The sequence below is a fragment of the Aliiroseovarius sp. xm-d-517 genome (genome assembly GCF_013283135.1).
Classification (GTDB): Bacteria; Pseudomonadota; Alphaproteobacteria; order Rhodobacterales; family Rhodobacteraceae; genus Aliiroseovarius; species Aliiroseovarius crassostreae.
The window spans coordinates 1,582,736-1,598,980 of sequence record NZ_WBXT01000001.1; the positions used below are offsets into that span (position 1 = coordinate 1,582,736).

At 61.1% G+C, this 16,245-nt stretch carries 15 protein-coding genes; 7 read left to right on the plus strand and 8 right to left on the minus strand.

Annotated elements, in window-relative coordinates; translation table 11 throughout:
* Nucleotides 1–37 precede the first annotated feature (37 nt).
* Entirely contained in the window at nucleotides 38–1,300 is a 1,263-nt protein-coding gene (gene purD / locus XMD517_RS07585) for a phosphoribosylamine--glycine ligase (RefSeq protein WP_055188117.1), read from the plus strand.
* Nucleotides 1,301–1,683: 383 nt separating this feature from the next.
* Here purD and XMD517_RS07590 read toward each other — a convergent pair whose 3' ends face one another.
* Nucleotides 1,684–3,018: a PLP-dependent aminotransferase family protein gene (locus tag XMD517_RS07590; RefSeq protein ID WP_173485766.1), complete on the minus strand. Its 1,335-nt coding sequence runs from the start codon at nucleotides 3,016–3,018 to the stop codon at nucleotides 1,684–1,686.
* 119 nt (nucleotides 3,019–3,137) lie between these two features.
* Here XMD517_RS07590 and XMD517_RS07595 point away from each other — a divergent pair, with 119 nt between their 5' ends.
* The 3 genes from XMD517_RS07595 to XMD517_RS07605 are packed head-to-tail and all read left to right on the plus strand — an operon-like array spanning nucleotide 3,138 to nucleotide 5,944.
* On the plus strand, nucleotides 3,138–3,830 hold the full coding sequence (locus XMD517_RS07595) for a serine O-acetyltransferase (protein ID WP_173485767.1): 693 nt from the start codon (nucleotides 3,138–3,140) through the stop codon (nucleotides 3,828–3,830).
* On the plus strand, nucleotides 3,820–4,743 hold the full coding sequence (locus tag XMD517_RS07600) for a PLP-dependent cysteine synthase family protein (protein WP_173485768.1): 924 nt from the start codon (nucleotides 3,820–3,822) through the stop codon (nucleotides 4,741–4,743). Before XMD517_RS07595 ends, XMD517_RS07600 begins: the two co-directional genes overlap by 11 nt.
* Complete coding sequence (locus XMD517_RS07605) at nucleotides 4,736–5,944, plus strand: MFS transporter (protein ID WP_173485769.1); 1,209 nt, start codon at nucleotides 4,736–4,738, stop codon at nucleotides 5,942–5,944. The genes XMD517_RS07600 and XMD517_RS07605 overlap by 8 nt, the downstream gene beginning before the upstream one ends.
* Nucleotides 5,945–6,092: 148 nt before the next feature.
* Here XMD517_RS07605 and XMD517_RS07610 read toward each other — a convergent pair whose 3' ends face one another.
* Complete coding sequence (locus XMD517_RS07610; protein ID WP_254449674.1) at nucleotides 6,093–6,896, minus strand: VCBS repeat-containing protein; 804 nt, start codon at nucleotides 6,894–6,896, stop codon at nucleotides 6,093–6,095.
* Nucleotides 6,896–7,219, minus strand: coding sequence for a 2Fe-2S iron-sulfur cluster-binding protein (locus tag XMD517_RS07615; RefSeq protein ID WP_055188107.1), 324 nt, complete (start codon nucleotides 7,217–7,219; stop codon nucleotides 6,896–6,898). Before XMD517_RS07615 ends, XMD517_RS07610 begins: the two co-directional genes overlap by 1 nt.
* A gap of 348 nt (nucleotides 7,220–7,567) precedes the next feature.
* Between XMD517_RS07615 and XMD517_RS07620 the strand changes: the two genes are divergently transcribed.
* Nucleotides 7,568–8,110, plus strand: a complete 543-nt coding sequence (locus XMD517_RS07620; RefSeq protein ID WP_173487791.1) for a peptidoglycan-binding domain-containing protein — start codon at nucleotides 7,568–7,570, stop codon at nucleotides 8,108–8,110.
* A 163-nt stretch (nucleotides 8,111–8,273) separates the two neighbouring features.
* On the opposite strand, the gene XMD517_RS07625 is transcribed toward XMD517_RS07620, so the two are convergent.
* The 4 genes from XMD517_RS07625 to XMD517_RS07640 all read right to left on the minus strand — a co-directional run bounded on the left by XMD517_RS07625 (nucleotide 8,274) and on the right by XMD517_RS07640 (nucleotide 11,835).
* Nucleotides 8,274–8,624, minus strand: coding sequence for a hypothetical protein (locus XMD517_RS07625; RefSeq protein ID WP_173485771.1), 351 nt, complete (start codon nucleotides 8,622–8,624; stop codon nucleotides 8,274–8,276).
* A 98-nt stretch (nucleotides 8,625–8,722) separates the two neighbouring features.
* On the minus strand, nucleotides 8,723–9,595 hold the full coding sequence (locus tag XMD517_RS07630) for a 50S ribosomal protein L11 methyltransferase (protein ID WP_173485772.1): 873 nt from the start codon (nucleotides 9,593–9,595) through the stop codon (nucleotides 8,723–8,725).
* Nucleotides 9,596–9,915: 320 nt separating this feature from the next.
* Nucleotides 9,916–10,566: a peptide-methionine (S)-S-oxide reductase MsrA gene (gene msrA / locus XMD517_RS07635; protein ID WP_173487792.1), complete on the minus strand. Its 651-nt coding sequence runs from the start codon at nucleotides 10,564–10,566 to the stop codon at nucleotides 9,916–9,918.
* A gap of 33 nt (nucleotides 10,567–10,599) precedes the next feature.
* On the minus strand, nucleotides 10,600–11,835 hold the full coding sequence (locus tag XMD517_RS07640; RefSeq protein WP_173485774.1) for an MFS transporter: 1,236 nt from the start codon (nucleotides 11,833–11,835) through the stop codon (nucleotides 10,600–10,602).
* Between the two features lie 149 nt (nucleotides 11,836–11,984).
* On the opposite strand from XMD517_RS07640, the gene XMD517_RS07645 reads away from it, so the two are divergent.
* Nucleotides 11,985–13,058, plus strand: a complete 1,074-nt coding sequence (locus tag XMD517_RS07645; RefSeq protein ID WP_173486320.1) for a YeeE/YedE family protein — start codon at nucleotides 11,985–11,987, stop codon at nucleotides 13,056–13,058.
* A 110-nt stretch (nucleotides 13,059–13,168) separates the two neighbouring features.
* Here XMD517_RS07645 and XMD517_RS07650 read toward each other — a convergent pair whose 3' ends face one another.
* Nucleotides 13,169–15,367, minus strand: a complete 2,199-nt coding sequence (locus tag XMD517_RS07650) for a primosomal protein N' (RefSeq protein WP_173485775.1) — start codon at nucleotides 15,365–15,367, stop codon at nucleotides 13,169–13,171.
* Between the two features lie 137 nt (nucleotides 15,368–15,504).
* Here XMD517_RS07650 and fsa point away from each other — a divergent pair, with 137 nt between their 5' ends.
* On the plus strand, nucleotides 15,505–16,158 hold the full coding sequence (gene fsa, locus XMD517_RS07655; RefSeq protein ID WP_173485776.1) for a fructose-6-phosphate aldolase: 654 nt from the start codon (nucleotides 15,505–15,507) through the stop codon (nucleotides 16,156–16,158).
* Nucleotides 16,159–16,245: the final 87 nt, after the last annotated feature.

Sequence of the window (16,245 nt, forward strand, 5' to 3'; positions counted from 1 at the left end):
CCCCAGACCATATCAGACGCGACACCAGGGGGCACAGATGAACATCCTTATTCTTGGCAGCGGCGGGCGTGAACACGCGCTGGCATGGGCGGTCAAACAGAACCCGAAATGTGACCGGCTGATCGCGGCCCCCGGCAATGCTGGCATGGCGGCGATTGCGGAATGCGCCTCGATCAATATCGAAGATGGTGGCGTGGTGGTTGAATTCGCCCAGGAAAACAGCATCGATTTCGTGATTGTCGGCCCCGAAGCGCCGCTGGCCGCCGGGGTGGCGGATCGCCTGCGCGAGGCGGGCATCAAGGTGTTTGGCCCTTCGGCGGAAGCGGCGAAGCTGGAAGCCTCAAAAAGCTTTACCAAGGAAATCTGTGACGCGGCAGGCGCCCCCACCGCAGCCTATGGCCATTTCACCGATCCGGGCTCTGCCAAGGCCTATATCCGCAAGCAGGGCGCCCCGATTGTGGTCAAGGCCGACGGGTTGGCGGCCGGCAAGGGCGTGATCGTGGCAATGACCGAACAGGAAGCGCTGGACGCCATCGACGACATGTTCGGCGGTGCCTTTGGCGGCGCGGGCGCCGAAGTGGTGATCGAGGAGTTCATGGAAGGCGAGGAGGCCTCGTATTTCATCCTGTGCGACGGCAAAACCGCCCTGGCCGTGGGCACCGCGCAGGACCACAAACGGGTTGGCGAGGGCGACAGCGGGCCGAATACCGGCGGCATGGGCGCCTATTCACCTGCCCCGGTGCTGACCGATGAGATTGCCAACCGGGCGATGGACGAAATTGTGATCCCCACCGTGGCCGAGATGGCCAAGCGCGGCACGCCTTATCAGGGCGTTCTGTATGCCGGGCTGATGATCAAGGACGGCCAGCCGCGCCTGGTGGAATACAACGTCCGCTTTGGGGACCCGGAATGTCAGGTTTTGATGATGCGGCTTGGCGCGCAGGCGCTGGATCTGCTGCTGGCCTGCGCCGAGGAACGGCTGGAGGACGCTCAGGTCAACTGGGCGCATGATCACGCGATCACCGTTGTTTATGCGGCCAATGGCTATCCCGGATCTTACGAAAAAGGCACCGTGATCAAAGGCTTGGACAGCCTGCCCGAAGACAGCAAGAACATGGTATTTCACGCAGGCACCACCGAGAAGGACGGCAGGATCACCGCCACGGGTGGACGTGTCCTGAACGTGACGGCCCGGGGCGACAGCCTGCAGGAGGCGCGCGACCGCGCCTATGCGATGATCGACGGGATCGACTGGCCAGAGGGCTTCTATCGGTCCGATATCGGCTGGCGTGCGCTCTGACGACCACAAGACCGTCTGGTCGTTATCGCCGTGATATTGCCGCCGCGGCATCCCATGGTGGAACTCGCCCCGCGCCATCTGGTTGCGGGGCGTTTCTTTTGAGGGGGCCTCGCGGGGGCTCGGTGCTTTTGGTGGCTCACTGCGTGAGCCTGAAAAGGGGCGCTGCCCCTCGCGAGGCGTGCTCGCTCACCCCGGGATATTTGGAACAAGGGAAAGAGAAGGGGGAGGCGGCCGCCCTGCTGGGCAACCTGGAGCCTTTAAAGCGTTTCGGTTTTAACCTGACACAGGGCAAAAACACTGGGCAAAACTGAAACGCTGCAAGAGATATCAATGTCGTGGGCGTTTCGGAAGAAACATGTGTGTCAAGTTTATCCCGAAACGCTTTAGCCCGGCGCATTTCCCGGCACCCTTGCGCCGAGCTGTTTCAGGGTGTCAAACCCATGCGCCAATTCTGCAATGCTGCGCACGGATGTGAGGGAGCAGCGGATGTAATTGCGCTCTGTCCGCGAAGTGGCAAAATGGTCTGAGGCGACCACTTCGATGCCCGCATCCCGCGCCTTCTGTATGAACTGCCCCTCATCCTCGACCTCGAGCCAGAGATGGGTCGCCGGGTGCGCCGGACTGTCCGGGAAAATCCGTCGAAGAGCCGCCCAGCGTGCGCGGACAATTTGGGCCTGGCGGTCGGCGATCCGCATCGCGTCTTTGTTGCGGATCATCTGTGTGGTCATGATCAGGGGAAGCGGAGAGGTGAGCCAGCTTGTCAGGGCCGGGTTTGCCTGCAGGCTGCTGACAGCCGGGTGCTGCCCGACCACGAAGCCAAAGCGCAGGGCCGGGGACAGGCATTTGGACAGGCTCGAGATCAGGATATGGCCACGGGGGAGCGCGCTGACAAAAGGCGGCATGCCGGAGTAGCTGCCATACACATCATCTTCCACAACGGTCAGGCCAAATTCCGCAACCAGTTCTGCGATCCGGGCGCGGCGGGACGCCCCCATGATGGTGCCTGTCGGGTTCTGGATATTTGGCGTGATCACCAGCGTCTTGGCCTTCACCCGTTTGCACACCGCCGCCAGATCATCTGGCCTGAGCCCCTGCTGGTCACAGGCCACCCCTTGCAATCGCAACCCCATGGATTGGGCAATGGTCCTGAGCCCGGGGAAGGTGAATTCCTCGGTCAGCAGCGTCTGACCCGGCCCCATCACGTTTCCCAGCACCGCCTGCAACGCGGCCTGGGCCCCGGCGGTCAGCGCAATCTCTCCGTCGGCAAGGTCATAGCCCCTCCAGGCCAGCCAGTCCCGGGCGGCATTGCAGGCCAGCCGGATCTGCTCTGGCATGGCATATCCGAACAGGTCTTTGCCCGTTTCGGCGCAGTCCAGCAAAAGGCGGCGCAAACTGTCATGATCAATCTCAGGTGGTGAGATCTTGCTGAGGTCAAGCATATCCCGACAGCTTGCATTGCGCGCAAACAGCTGGGCGGATTTGCTGGATGGGCTGATGAAGGTCCCTCTGCCCGTTTCGCCCTGAAGGAGACCCTGCTGGGTGGCCTCTGTAAAAGCCCGCGTCACCGTTGACAGGTTCACACCAAGCGCATAGGCCAGTTGGCGCTGAGCGGGAAGCCTGTCCCCTGCAAGCAATTCCCCGTTTTCAATGGATTTTTTCAGCGCCCTGACAATGGCATCATGCTTTGTCAGGTCCTTTTCCAGCTTTGGCACCCACATGATCGCCGCACCCTCCCGTTCTACCTATTATTGTCTTGAAGACATTTATTCGGTTGACGCATACATTTCCACAGGCAAATGAGTGGCCATTAATTCTGGTTCCATCTGTGAGGAAACCCATGAACGTTGACCATTTGTTAGAGAAAACCATTCATGAGCTATTTCCAGTGGGGGACAGGGCGCCAAACAACTCACGGCTGCAGAAATCTACCTGTGAACATGCGCTGTCCGTCCTCGCTGATGTATTGCCTATTCTGGCGGAAGACCTGTGTGCCTATGTGCAAAAAGATCCCTCTCTTGAGGGGCAGCCCGCATTTGCCCTGGTGCCCCATTCGCCGTTTATCGCAACCCTGTGCTACCGGATCGCCCATGCGCTCTGGTCGGACGCCAAATCGGGTGAACATACCCGTGACGCCATGGCGATCAGCCATTTTGCCCGCAGCCTGACCGGCGTGGAGATCCACCCCGCCGCCACGATCGGCAAACGGTTTGTGCTGGATCATGGGACCAATACGGTGATCGGCGCCACCTGTGAGATCGGATCGGATTGCTATATCCTCAATGGTGTCGTGCTGGGTGCACGGGGCATTGCCGGGAACGATGCGCGCAAACGCCACCCGACCATCGGCAACCGTGTCCAGATCGGCGCTTTTGCCCGGGTTTTAGGGGATGTTCACATCGGCGATGATTGCTTCATTTGCCCCTGGTCCCTGATCACCCGCGACGTTGTCCCCGATACGATCGTGAAGCCGCAGATCCCAACGGGCAGCTTTTCCACACATCTGAACGAGGCACCCTCTCATGTGGCCTAAGACCCCGGTTCGACAGTTTGAAAACATCATCGTCAAGATGGAAGCCCTTCAGCCTGGGGGGTCACACAAGGCGCGGGCCGCGCGGCACATCCTGCAAGAGGCCCTCACATCGGGCCAACTCACCCCTGGTGGGCCAAAGCGGATCTTGGAGAAATCGGGGGGAAATCTGGGGGTGAGCCTCGCGTTTGAGGCGGCGCGCTATGATATCGGTGTGGATCTGGTCATCGGGCTCTCGTTCTCGCCGGTCAAACGCCTGCTCTGCCAACGGTATGGCGCCCGCCTTGTGGGGGAAGATGCGCTGCGTCTTGGCAAGAGCCCCAAAGAGGTCATCGCGCAGATGAGAGCGGAGGAACCAGACAAATGGGTCTTCACGGATCAATTCGCCAACCGGGCCAACCTGAAGGCACATCTGGAGGAAACCGGCCCGGATTTCAGCGACCAGATTGCGCGGGTTTTGACGCCGGGACAACGGCTTATCCTTGTGAAAGGCGCCGGAACCGGGGCAAGCTTTACCGGCATTGCAACCAGCCTGCGCGCCAATTTCAGCACGCTGTCCACCCATCTGGTGATGCCCGAGGGTTGCGACCTTGCGGCAGACAGGTTTGTCGATCATCCGCTGGAAGGGTTTGCCGTGGGGGTGGTGCCGCCTTTCCTCGACCTTTCGCTGGTTGAACAGACCCAGACCGTATCCCCTTCCGAGGCGCATTTCGGCCAGAGCGAAATGGCAAAGGATATCGGGTTCTTTCCGGGCATGACCAGCGGTGCCAACTACGCCGCCGCCAAACGCATCGCCCGGGCAAACCCAGACGCTCTGGTCGCAACACTTGCCTATGACAGCGGGGAATCCTACCTCGCCTCGGCGCTTCTGGCCTCAACAGAGGCGAAAAATCAGGGGGAGCGGCAAATTGCATAAAGCGGCTTTCAAAAACATCACCTCCTTCTTCCCGGTCATCAGCCTTGCTCTTGGCAACGGGCTTGGCCTCAGTTCCGCCGTGATCTCGGTCACGGTGTCGGCATTGATTGCGCAAGAGATCGGGTGGACGGGTGGCCTGTCAACTGTGCCCTACGGGATCCAGTTTCTGGCCCTCTTGCTGGCCACCTACCCTTCGGCAGCCTTGATGGAGCGTTTCGGGCGCAAGCCGGTCTTTGTCCTCGCCGCGTTTTCCGGTGTCATTGGCGGCGCTCTGGGCTATCTGGCTGTGATCTGGTCGGATCCCGTGCTGCTGTGCCTGTCCCATGCGTTTCTGGGGATCAACCTGGCAAATGTGAATTTCTATCGTTTTGCCGCACTTGAGGTGGCCCCGGCGGCGCGCAAGGCGCAGGCCATGTCGCTGGTGGTCTTTGGCGGAACGGCGGCCGCCCTTATCGGCCCACTCCTGTCGCGCCAGGCTCTGTTTTCGACAAACCTCTTTGCCTCCTCTTACCTGGGCATCGCGGTGCTGTCGGTTGTGATCATTGCCCTGGTGGTGCTGCCCCCCCTGCCCTGGCCAGAAACATCCCCCCGGAAATTCCGGCTGGCAGACCTGCGCGCAGCACTGCGCACCCCCAAACTGGCCTTTGGCATGGCCTGCGCCGCGACAGGATATGGCGCGATGAACCTTCTGATGATTTCCGCGTCGCTGATCTTGGATGATCTGGGCTGTTTCTTTCAGGAGATCTCCGTTTCCATCCAGTGGCATGTTCTGGCCATGTTTGTCCCGTCGCTTTTCATGGGCAGGATCATTTCAGGCATGGGCGCGATGGCGGTCTGCCTGATTGGCACCGCGTTGCTTGTGGGGTCTTCGGCAGCCGCTGCCCTCTATCCATTGTCCATCCCAACCATCAAGACCACACTGGTTCTGCTGGGGATCGGCTGGAACATGACCTATGTCGGGGGCTCGTATCTGGTGGCCCAGAACGCCCCGCAAGATCATGCGTTGTCGGTTCAGGCCGTAAATGACGTCTCGATCGGGGTCTTTGCCATGCTGGGGGCATTCCTGCCGGGGGCCGTTATGGCCTGGATCGGCTGGAGTGGTGCAAATCTGCTGGTTATCGCCAGCCTTGTGCCGATTGGAGTGGCCGCTTCTGCCCTGATCCTTTCGCAGCGGCGGACAGGACACGCGGCGACGCCATAGTTCCAGATCTCAGGGATCATCCGGTAAAAGGGCACCCGGCCGACGGCACATCATGCCAGGGTCCGGGGCCAAGATCCGGGGGAAAACCCGGGGCTAAAATCCGGGACAGTTCGGAAGAAACAGGTGCTTTTGCACGGCCCAGACGCGTTTAGCCCTGACAGGAAAGCGCCGCGTGAACCGCTCCACGGCCTGAAAACGGCCCTAGCCGGCGGCTCTTGATCTGCCCCGCCTCAAACCGCGTCGCCATGACGTTCTGCCAGCCCGCATCCACGGTGATGATCTCCGGCCCCGCTCCGCATTCCCGAATGCCACCGGTGATAAAATCCTGCCCGATCCGATGATTGGTCAGCCCGGGTTTTGATGCAATTTCAGTAAGGGCAGCCCTCTGCGCCCCCTGTTCAAACCGAAAGATGCGCAGGGTTTTGGCCAGATGCGGTCGGTCAATATAGGCAATCTCAACCTTGCCGTCACCGTCCAGATCCGCTGCACCGATAACGGCCAGCCAGCGGTGGCGTCGGCCAATTGGATTGGTTTCTGCCAGAAGTTTCATGTTTGAACCAAGCGGGTGATCCGGGTCATCCACCTCGCCCCAGATGCGAAGCGCCGAGCCCTTGTCGAAATAGGACACCACGGTAATCACTTCGGGCTTGCCATCCCCCGTGACATCAATCAGCCGCGGGGACGTGTCTTCATAAACGCCCCCCAGAACCGCATTCCCGATCTTTCGGGTGCCATCAAGCGTGAACTCGATGCCTTGATACTCGCCCCCCGGCACCACCCCGTGGCCATAGGCCGTGGTCGGGGCGCCATAGGCCGCGCCGGTGATCTCTGCCACGGCAACATCCGGGGAAAGCCCCCCTGCCACCAGCGCAAAGGCCAGCACAGCGCCGCGCGCGCAACCGCGCCACAGGCGGGTAGGCAGGCGCGGCGCGTGCCCTACCCCGCCGGTCATCAGATCTGTTTTTCCGGCAGATGCACCACCAGCCCGTCCAGCGCATCGGTGACTTTCAGCTGGCAGGTCAGGCGCGAACGATTGGGATCGGGCTCATAGGCGAAGTCGAGCATATCCTCTTCCATCGCGTCCTTGGCCGGCACCTTCTCGACCCAGGCTTCATCCACATAAACATGGCAGGTGGAGCAGGCACAGGCGCCGCCGCAATCCGCTTCGATACCGGGCACGTTATTGTCGCGCGCGCCTTCCATCACGGTCAGGCCAGCGGCCACATCCACGACATGCTCAGTGCCGTTATGCTCGATATAGGTGATCTTTGCCATATGGCTCTCTCCAGTTGCTGTAGCGGGTCTTTCCCAAAGCGCGCGGATGTCATCCAGAAACAGGCAAAACCCTGCGCGCGATAAAAGATTTCAGTTTCACGGGCGGATCGGGGGGCGCCTGTTGCGCAGGCTGTCCCGAACCGCTTCAATTTGCCGATATAAGCGGTGTGAGGCGCAATTTCGACCCATCAATGACAAAACCAGTGGGAAAAGTGACATCGAGGCGGCAGCATCCTTCTGCCGAGCCTACGCCCGGACAAAGAGCGGGCTACCGGCGGCGGGAAAATACCGCTAGGCTGCCCGGAAAATGGCCGCAATCAGAGCCGCAATCAGATAAGAGCAGACCCCATGCGCCTTCTTTCCTTACCCTTCCCCATGGCCTTTCTGGGACTAGTCCTGACGGGCTGCACCTCTGTCGCGCCCGAGGCAACCAAACTGCCCGAGGGCGCCATCCTGCTTGCCCCGGGTGAACGGCCGAAAGGTGGGCGGGTCGGGGCCTGCTACGGCAAGGATACAACACCCGCCGCAATCGAAACGATCACAGAAAGCAAACAGGTCGCACCCGCCGTCTTTGCCCCGGATGGCAACACGATCATCACCCCGCCACGTTATGAAACCGTCACCCGCCAGGTGATTACCGCAGGGGGGCAGACCTATTATTTCGAAGTGCCCTGCCCGCCGAGTTTCACACCCGAGTTCATTGCCTCGCTTCAGCGGGCCCTGCAGGCACGCGGCTTTTATGACGGCCCTGTCACCAGCACGCTGGATGCCCCGACACGGGCCGCGATCCGGGCCTTTCAAAGCCCACAGTTCAACAGTGATATTCTGACCATGGACACCGCCCGCAAGCTTGGGCTGGTGGCCTATGCCTCTCCGCCGATTTATGAATGATCTGTAAGGGCCGGAGCGACCAAAGCTGCCCGCGCCCCTAATGCGTTTCAGTGTCACCCTGATATGGGCGAAGAGCGAAACGCCAAAATAGCAAAAGCCCCCCGACCGAATGGCCGCGAGGGCTTGCCGATTTTGGCAACCGCACACTGCATTGGCGCAGGCGTCAGAACAGGGTGCGCATCCGGCCAGCGATCCACTGCGAAATCGGATCGGTCGCCATCACCCAGGCCCCGGCCTGCTCTATCCCGGTGCCCGCGGCCAGTTTTGCCACGCGGGTCTCGTAGGTTGTTGCGCCAAGCTGGACCATAAGAAAGGCCTTGAACACCAGAAACAGGGCCAAGGCGACCGCCAGCCCACGCAGCGGAAAACCACGGCGCAAGCCACCACTGCGCGACGCTGGCACCAAAAGCCCGTCGCGTTCAACCAATTGCACATATCCGCGCGACATCTTGCGATGGCGCGTTTCAATATCACGCATGCGCTTGCTGAATTTCGCGTAATTTGCGTCAGCCATGTCAATATCCTCAGGTTGGCCCCCACCAACGAGATACTTCACAACCATAGCAAATTTGACCGATATTCACGAGGAAACAGACTGTTTCCGCCACAATCTCACCGCATTTTCGTTAAGGTTAGCGTGGTCCAGTCAACAATCTCATCCCGAGAGACAAGATTGAACCCGTTTTCTTGATAAACAGAGATCACCTCATCGGCTTGAGGGTTCAGGATTCCAGAGAGAATCGCATAACCACCAGGGCGAATCGCGCCTGCCATATCAGGTGCCAGACCAATCAGCGGGCCCTTTAGAATATTGGCAAAGACCAGATCAAAAGGGGCCGCATCCCGCAGTTCGGGCGCGTCAAAACCAGCCGCCTCCACACAAATGACCTTCCCGTCAAGGTCATTGGCCGTGACATTGGCCCGCGCCACGTCCACCGCAACTTCGTCGATATCCGAGGCCAGCACCGGGTTGGGCCAGATCTTGGCCGCAGCCATCCCAAGCACGGCGGTGCCACAGCCGATATCCGCCACGCTCTCGCCCACGAACCCCTTGTCTGCCAACCCGTCAAGCGCACGCAAACAGCCCAAAGTGGTGCCGTGATGCCCGGTCCCGAACGCCATGGCCGCCTCGATCAGCAGCCCGATCTTATCCGCGGGCAACTGGTCGGCATCATGGGCGCCGTATACAAAGAACCGCCCTGCCTCGACCGGGGCCAGCTCGCGCTTCACATGTGCCACCCAATCGGTTTCCGGCAGCTCTGAAACAGTGAAATCTTTCGCCCCATGCATGGATGCCAAAAGCGCCAGCCCGGCCGCGTCAGGCGCTTCGGTGAAATAGCCACCCACTTCCCACAAACCGCTGTCATCTTCCACCTCGAACACACCAATCCCGGTCGGTTCAGGGGTCAGGGCCTCCATCGCAGCGCCCAGCGCTTCAGCGGCCTCTTGGCCAGAGAGGGTGGTAAGAGCAGTCCAGGTGGGCATGATCAGGTCTTTCGATAAGTTCGCAGGCAACAGATGCCATGGGCCTAGCCCCGGAAAGGCAGAGGGTCAAGCTTCCCCATCATCATTACCCCTTACATGATACCGCAGACAGAGACCTGCCTCGCGCCGCTCGGCCCCTTTCTGGCCTTCGGCGAGGATATTTATGGCAAGAAGAAGAGCACATCCCGTCTTTTCCTCTTGCGACAAATATCCTGGGGTGAATGCGCCAGCAGAGGGGCAAAGCCCCTGCCGAGCGAAGCGAGGCCATTGCCGAACAATGCCTTCACTCTGCACAGGTCGGCTAAGGCGCGCTTATCCGCTCAGGCTCCGGTCCCAATCGGGCAGGTCACACCGGTGCCGCCAATCCCGCAATAGCCCCCGGGGTTCTTTGACAGGTATTGCTGGTGATAGGCTTCAGCCGGGTAAAAGCCCCCTGCCCGGGCGATTTCCGTGGTGATCGCACCAAATCCCTGCGCGGCGAGGCGCGGGGCAAATTCCGCGGCCGATAGGCGCGCTGCATCCAGTTGGGCATCTGTTGTGGCATAGATGGCCGAGCGGTATTGCGTCCCCATATCATTGCCCTGCCGCATCCCCTGGGTTGGGTCGTGGTTTTCCCAAAACACTTTCAACAGCGCCTCATAGCTCGTCTTGGCTGGGTCATAGACAACACGCACCACTTCGGTGTGTCCGGTCTGGCCGGTGCAGAGTTCGTCATAGGTGGGATTGGGTGTAAATCCCCCGGCATTGCCGACCATGGTCAGCCAGACGCCGGGTTGCTGCCAGAAGATCCGCTCGACGCCCCAGTAACACCCCATGCCAAACAGGGCGACCTCGTGCCCCTCGGGCACATCCAATGTCAAAGGACGGCCAAAAACATGATGGGTCTCCCCAAAGGATAGCGCCGTGTCGCGCCCCGGAAGAGCCGTTGTTTCGTCCACCATGGTCAGTTTCTTCTGTTTGCCAAAAAGCATCGCGCATCCTCCTGTTCTGCCCCAAAGGTGGGGCTACTCTGCCGCCTTGGCAAGAGGGCCGGCGAACACGGTCTCGTGACCTTTTTCCGGGTGGCGCGGGATCAGGAGTGCAAGGGTCAGCGACACCATGGCCATGCCCGCCGCCAACGCGAACACCGCACCGGGCGAGATCACCCAGAGATATCCCAGAAGCGCCGGCAGGAACACGGCGGCAATATGGTTGATGGTGAAGGCCACGGCTGCGGTCGGCGCAATATCCTGCGGATCCGCGATTTTCTGGAAATAGGTCTTCAGCGCAAAAGCAAGGGCAAAGAACAGATGATCCAGAACATACAGCCCCATGGCCAGCATCACCCCCCAGCCGAAATAATAGATCCCGCCATAGGCCAGAAACACGCCCACCAGCCCGACATATTCAAACACCAAGGCGCGGCGCTCTCCCCAGACCGAGACTGCTTTTCCCATCAAGGGGGCAAAGACCATATTGGCCACATAGTTGATCAGAAAGAGCGCCGTCACCTCGTGCACTTCAAAGCCGAACCGCTCCACCATCATGAAGGCCGCAAACACGACAAAGATCTGACGTCGCGCCCCCGCCATGAATTGCAGCGCGTAATAGAGCCAATAGCGACGGCGCAGCACAAAGGTCTTGAGCTGCGGCTCGGGGCTTTCGAACCTCGGATAGGCAAACCAGCAGAAGACCGCGATGGCCAGGGTCAGGCCGCCGGACAGCATGTAAACGAAATTGTAGCTCAGCCCGAGTGTCTTCCAGGTCAGCACCAGAAACCCATAGGCCAGAAGCGATGCCCCCGACCCCACGGCGGTGATCCAGCCCAGCATCTGCGGCGCGCGTTTCTTGTCGATCCACTGCAACTGCAATGATTGCGCAATGGTCTCGTAATAATGGAACCCGACCGAGCTGAGCATGGTCACGATCAGCAGGCCCGAGAAGCTCGGGAACCACGCGGTGATCGCCGTCGCCGCCCCCAAAAGCGCAAGCGCGCCCACCGCCAGGGTCTGCTCACGCATGATCCATAAAAGTGCAATCACCCCAATTGCCAGAAATCCCGGGATCTCGCGCACCGTGTGCAGCCAGCCGATCTCCACCCCGGTGAACCCCGCCTCGCCAATCACGAAATTATTCAAGAGCGCAAGCCAGGTTGAAAAGGCCAGCGGCATGGCCGCCGTCATCAGCAGCAGCAAAAAGACGGGGCGGCGCCAGAACGGCAGCGCACGCGCCGCATCGAGGGTCAGGGTGGTGTGTCTCATGATCCCGCCATACGCGCGTTTTCGGTTAGCGCCAACAGAAAAACACATTCACCAAACGCAATCTTTCTATGATATAAGTCAAAGTATCACACACGCCCGTCCCGTAAACTCGCCCAAACCCGCGCAACAGAGGTCTCACTGCCACCATGATCAACATTGTTCCCCTGATGGACCGTATCGGAGAAAGCCCCACCGCCGCGCTGTTCGGCCTGATCACCGGGATCGTGTTTGGCGTGGCAGCGCAGCGGTCGCGGTTTTGCCTGCGGGCGGCCACGGTGGAATTTGCCCGGCGGACCATGTCCTCCAGCGTGGCGATCTGGCTTCTGACCTTCTCAACCGCCGTGGTCTGGGTGCAAGGCGCCGCGATGCTTGGGCTCTTGCGCACGGAAGACGCGCGGATGATGGCGGTGACCGGCAGCTGGTCGGGCGCGATCATTGGCGGGCTGATGTTCGGGGTCGGCATGGTGCTCGCGCGGGGATGTTCCGGTCGGCTTCTGGTGCTGGCCTCCACCGGGAACCTGCGATCGGTCATGTCGGGGATGCTGATGGCGATTGTGGCGCAGATGTCGCTGCACGGCTATCTGGCGGATACCCGCACCTGGCTGGCGTCACTCTGGATGACCAAGGGCGGCACCAATGTGAACCTGTTGACCCTCATCGGCCTGCCCGAGTGGTTTGGCCTTTTGCTGGGGCTGTGCACCGCGGTGCTGGCGCTGGTGCTGGCGCGACGCTCAAACCTTGGCGCACGGCGGCTGATCTTCGGCTCCGGCGTGGGCTTTGCGGTGGCACTGGGCTGGGTCCTGACCTTCCAGCTGTCACAGGCCGCCTTTGACCCGGTCACCGTGACCTCCGCCACCTTCACCGGCCCATCGGCCAATACGCTGATGTTTTTCCTCACCTCGGACCCGGTTTTGGAATTTGACGTGGGTCTTGTGCCCGGCGTGGTGACCGGCGCCTTTGCCGCGAGTTACCTCTCGGGCGAGTTCAAGTTCCAGGGTTATGAGGGCGAAGCCGTGATGCGCCGGTCGATGACGGGCGCGGTGATGATGGGGTTTGGCGGGATGCTCGCCGGGGGCTGCGCGATTGGCGCAGGCGTGACCGGCGGGTCGATCTTCGTCGCCACCGCCTGGCTTGCACTTCTGTGCATGTGGATCGGGGCAATCATCACCGATTATCTGGTCGATCAACCCAAAGGCGGCAACGTGGCGCAACCGGCGGAATAAGCGCGTCCCTTCGTCTTATTTTCTGGTCAAAAATATCCTGGGGTGAGCCTCGAAGAGGCGAGGGGCAAAGCCCCTTTCCCCGGCAACAGTTCTGCGGCCTGCGGTTGCTCTCAATAAAAACTCTGCGGATCGATATCGACCTGAATACGCAGATCGCCTTTGACCGGAAACTGAGTGAGCCATTTGCGGATCGCGTTCTGGATCGGCGCGGTTTTCTCCGCCTTGATCAGCAGCCGCACCCGATGCCGTCCCCGCACGCGGGCGATGGGCGCGGGCGCGGGGCCATAAAGCTGCGCGCCGATCTCTTGCAGGGGCACGGAGCGGCGCGCCATATCAGCGCCGAGGTCAAACACTGCCTGCACGTCCGTGCCCGACAGGACAATCCCGGCCATGCGCCCGTAAGGCGGCACGCCCGCGTGGCGGCGCTCGCCTGCTTCGGCGCTCCAGAATTTCTCTTCATCGCCTGACAGGATTGCGCGGATCACCGGGTGTTCGGGCTGAAACGTCTGCAAAAGCGCGGTGCCGCGTGCTTCTGATCGGCCGGCGCGGCCGGCCACTTGGCGGATCAGCTGGAACGAGCGTTCGGCGGCGCGCAGGTCCGACCCTTGCAGGCCGAGGTCGGCGTCAATCACGCCCACGAGGGTGAGCTTGGGAAAGTTATGCCCCTTGGCCACAAGTTGCGTGCCGATGATGATATCGGCCTCGCCCGCCGCAATCCGTTCAATCTCGGCCTTCAGCGCCCGGGCAGAGCCAAACAGGTCCGACGACAGCACCGCGATCCGCGCCTCCGGGAAGGTCGCGGTGACTTCTTCAGCGAGCCGCTCCACCCCCGGCCCCACGGGGGCAAGCTTGCCCTCAACCTCACAGTCCGGGCAGACCTCGGGCATCGGCTTTGTCTCGCCACATTGATGGCAGACCAGCCGTTTCTGGAACCGATGTTCCACCATGCGCGCATCACAATGATCACAGCCGATCTGGTGCCCACAGGCCCGGCAGATCGTGACCGGCGCATAGCCGCGGCGGTTGATGAACAGAAGCGATTGCTCACCTTTTGCCAGCCGCCGTGTCACCGCCCCCCTGAGCGCAGGCGAGATCCAGGAGTTTGACGCAAGCTCTTCGCTGCGCATGTCGATCGCCCGCATCTCGGGCAGGACGGCAGGGCCATAGCGGCTGGTCAGGTCAATGCGGTTGTACTTGCCCGCTTGCGCATTGGCCCAGGTTTCCAACGACGGCGTGGCCGAGGCCAGCACCACCTGCGCCTCCACGACCGAGGCGCGCAGCACCGCCATGTCGCGGGCCGAGTAAAGCACCCCGTCTTCCTGTTTGTAGGAATTGTCATGTTCTTCATCGACGATGATCAGGCCAAGGTCACGAAATGGCAGGAACAGGGCGGACCGGGCGCCCACCACCAGCTGCGCCTCCCCTTCGCCCACCATGCGCCAGCAGCGCCTGCGTTCGGTCATGGTCACGCCGGAATGCCATTCCGCAGGGCGCGCGCCAAAGCGTTCCTCGACCCGTTTGAGAAACTCGGATGTCAGCGCGATTTCCGGCAAGAGCACCAGCGCCTGACGGCCCTTTTTCAGGCACGCCACCACCGCCTCCATGTAAACTTCGGTCTTGCCCGCCCCGGTCACGCCCCGCAAAAGCGTGGTGCCATAGCGGCCAGACGTCACCCCGTCGCACAGCTGGCGGGCCGCCGCCGCCTGATCCTCGGTCAGGGTCTTGCCGGGTTTGAGCGGGTCCAGAAAGGGATAAGGCAAATCGCGCGGCGCATCCTCTTCACGCAGCGCCCCCAGTTTCACCATGCCTTTCACCACCGAAGCCGACACATCCGCAAGCCCTGCCAGTTCCGCCTGCGTGAACGCCGCCCCCGGATTGTCATCCATCGCGGCCAACACCTTGGCGCGGGCATCGGTCAGCCGGTTGGGGCGAAACCCGGTGGCGCGCAACACCTTGCGCATGGAGGGCGGATCCATCAACCCCGGCGCGCGGGTGGCCAGCCGCAACATATGGTTCATCGGCGTAATCGTGTAATCCCCCACACGGGTCAGGAACTGCACCATCTCGAGCCGCATCGGCGCCACATCAATCACCTTGGTGACCTTGCGTAGCTTGGCCGCATCAAAGCCCCCCTCGCCTGCCCCCCAGATCACACCCAGCACCTTGCGCAGACCCAGAGGCACCTCGACATAGGCGCCCTGGACACATCCCCCTTCCGGCGCACGATAGGTCAGGAGACGGTCAAGTGGCTGGGTGGTCAGCACGCCAACCCGTTCACCTTCCCTGAAATGCCGCACATCCATGCTCATGGGGATCACCTGCCCTTGTCCCGGTTGCCGTGAGGGGTTTCTGCCCGTCCCTTTCTGCGCTATGAGAGCGGCAAGAACAAGCCACCCGGCCCAGAGCTCCGCAGAGATCCGGGCCAAACCATCTTAAGGAAACGTGCATGAAATTCTTTGCCGATACCGCCGACATCGACGCCATCAAGGAACTTGCCGCCACCGGCATGCTGGACGGCGTGACCACCAACCCCTCGATCATCAAGAAATCGGGCCGTGACATTATCGAAGTCACCAAGGAAATCTGCACCATCACCGATGGCCCGGTATCAGCGGAAGTTACCGCCACCGACGCAGAGACCATGATCGCCGAGGGCCGCAAACTGGCGCAGATCGCTGACAATATCGCGGTGAAAGTGCCGTTGACATGGGACGGGCTGAAAGCCTGTAAAACCCTGTCGGACGAAGGCACCATGGTGAATGTCACCCTGTGCTTCTCGCCCAATCAGGCGCTGCTGGCGGCCAAAGCCGGCGCCACCTTCATCTCGCCCTTCATTGGCCGTCTGGATGACATCGCGCTGGACGGGATGGAGCTGATTGCAGATATTCGCACCATCTATGACAATTACGGGTTCGAAACCCAGATCCTCGCGGCTTCGATCCGCAATGTGAACCACATGAAGGATTGCGCAATTGTGGGCGCAGACGTGGCCACCGCGCCCCCGTCGGTCATTCAGGCGATGGCAAAACACGTGCTGACCGACAAGGGTCTGGACGCGTTCCTGGCCGATATCGCAGCGGCGGAGATCAAGATCCTCTGAGACCGGGATCGAAAAACATGTCGCGGTGGGGCCACGGCCCTGCCGCTTTTACGGTATTTTAACCAAAAACATGCGGTAATGGCCGTG

What these genes read in the sequence shown, in the direction of transcription:
- purD (WP_055188117.1), top strand. Translation starts at nt 38, where the DNA reads ATGAACATCCTTATTCTTGGCAGCGGCGGGCGTGAACACGCGCTGGCA.
- XMD517_RS07590 (WP_173485766.1), bottom strand. Translation starts at nt 3,018, where the DNA reads ATGTGGGTGCCAAAGCTGGAAAAGGACCTGACAAAGCATGATGCCATT.
- XMD517_RS07595 (WP_173485767.1), top strand. Translation starts at nt 3,138, where the DNA reads ATGAACGTTGACCATTTGTTAGAGAAAACCATTCATGAGCTATTTCCA.
- XMD517_RS07600 (WP_173485768.1), top strand. Translation starts at nt 3,820, where the DNA reads ATGTGGCCTAAGACCCCGGTTCGACAGTTTGAAAACATCATCGTCAAG.
- XMD517_RS07610 (WP_254449674.1), bottom strand. Translation starts at nt 6,896, where the DNA reads ATGACCGGCGGGGTAGGGCACGCGCCGCGCCTGCCTACCCGCCTGTGG.
- XMD517_RS07615 (WP_055188107.1), bottom strand. Translation starts at nt 7,219, where the DNA reads ATGGCAAAGATCACCTATATCGAGCATAACGGCACTGAGCATGTCGTG.
- XMD517_RS07620 (WP_173487791.1), top strand. Translation starts at nt 7,568, where the DNA reads ATGCGCCTTCTTTCCTTACCCTTCCCCATGGCCTTTCTGGGACTAGTC.
- XMD517_RS07625 (WP_173485771.1), bottom strand. Translation starts at nt 8,624, where the DNA reads ATGGCTGACGCAAATTACGCGAAATTCAGCAAGCGCATGCGTGATATT.
- XMD517_RS07630 (WP_173485772.1), bottom strand. Translation starts at nt 9,595, where the DNA reads ATGCCCACCTGGACTGCTCTTACCACCCTCTCTGGCCAAGAGGCCGCT.
- msrA (WP_173487792.1), bottom strand. Translation starts at nt 10,566, where the DNA reads ATGCTTTTTGGCAAACAGAAGAAACTGACCATGGTGGACGAAACAACG.
- XMD517_RS07640 (WP_173485774.1), bottom strand. Translation starts at nt 11,835, where the DNA reads ATGAGACACACCACCCTGACCCTCGATGCGGCGCGTGCGCTGCCGTTC.
- XMD517_RS07650 (WP_173485775.1), bottom strand. Translation starts at nt 15,367, where the DNA reads ATGAGCATGGATGTGCGGCATTTCAGGGAAGGTGAACGGGTTGGCGTG.
- fsa (WP_173485776.1), top strand. Translation starts at nt 15,505, where the DNA reads ATGAAATTCTTTGCCGATACCGCCGACATCGACGCCATCAAGGAACTT.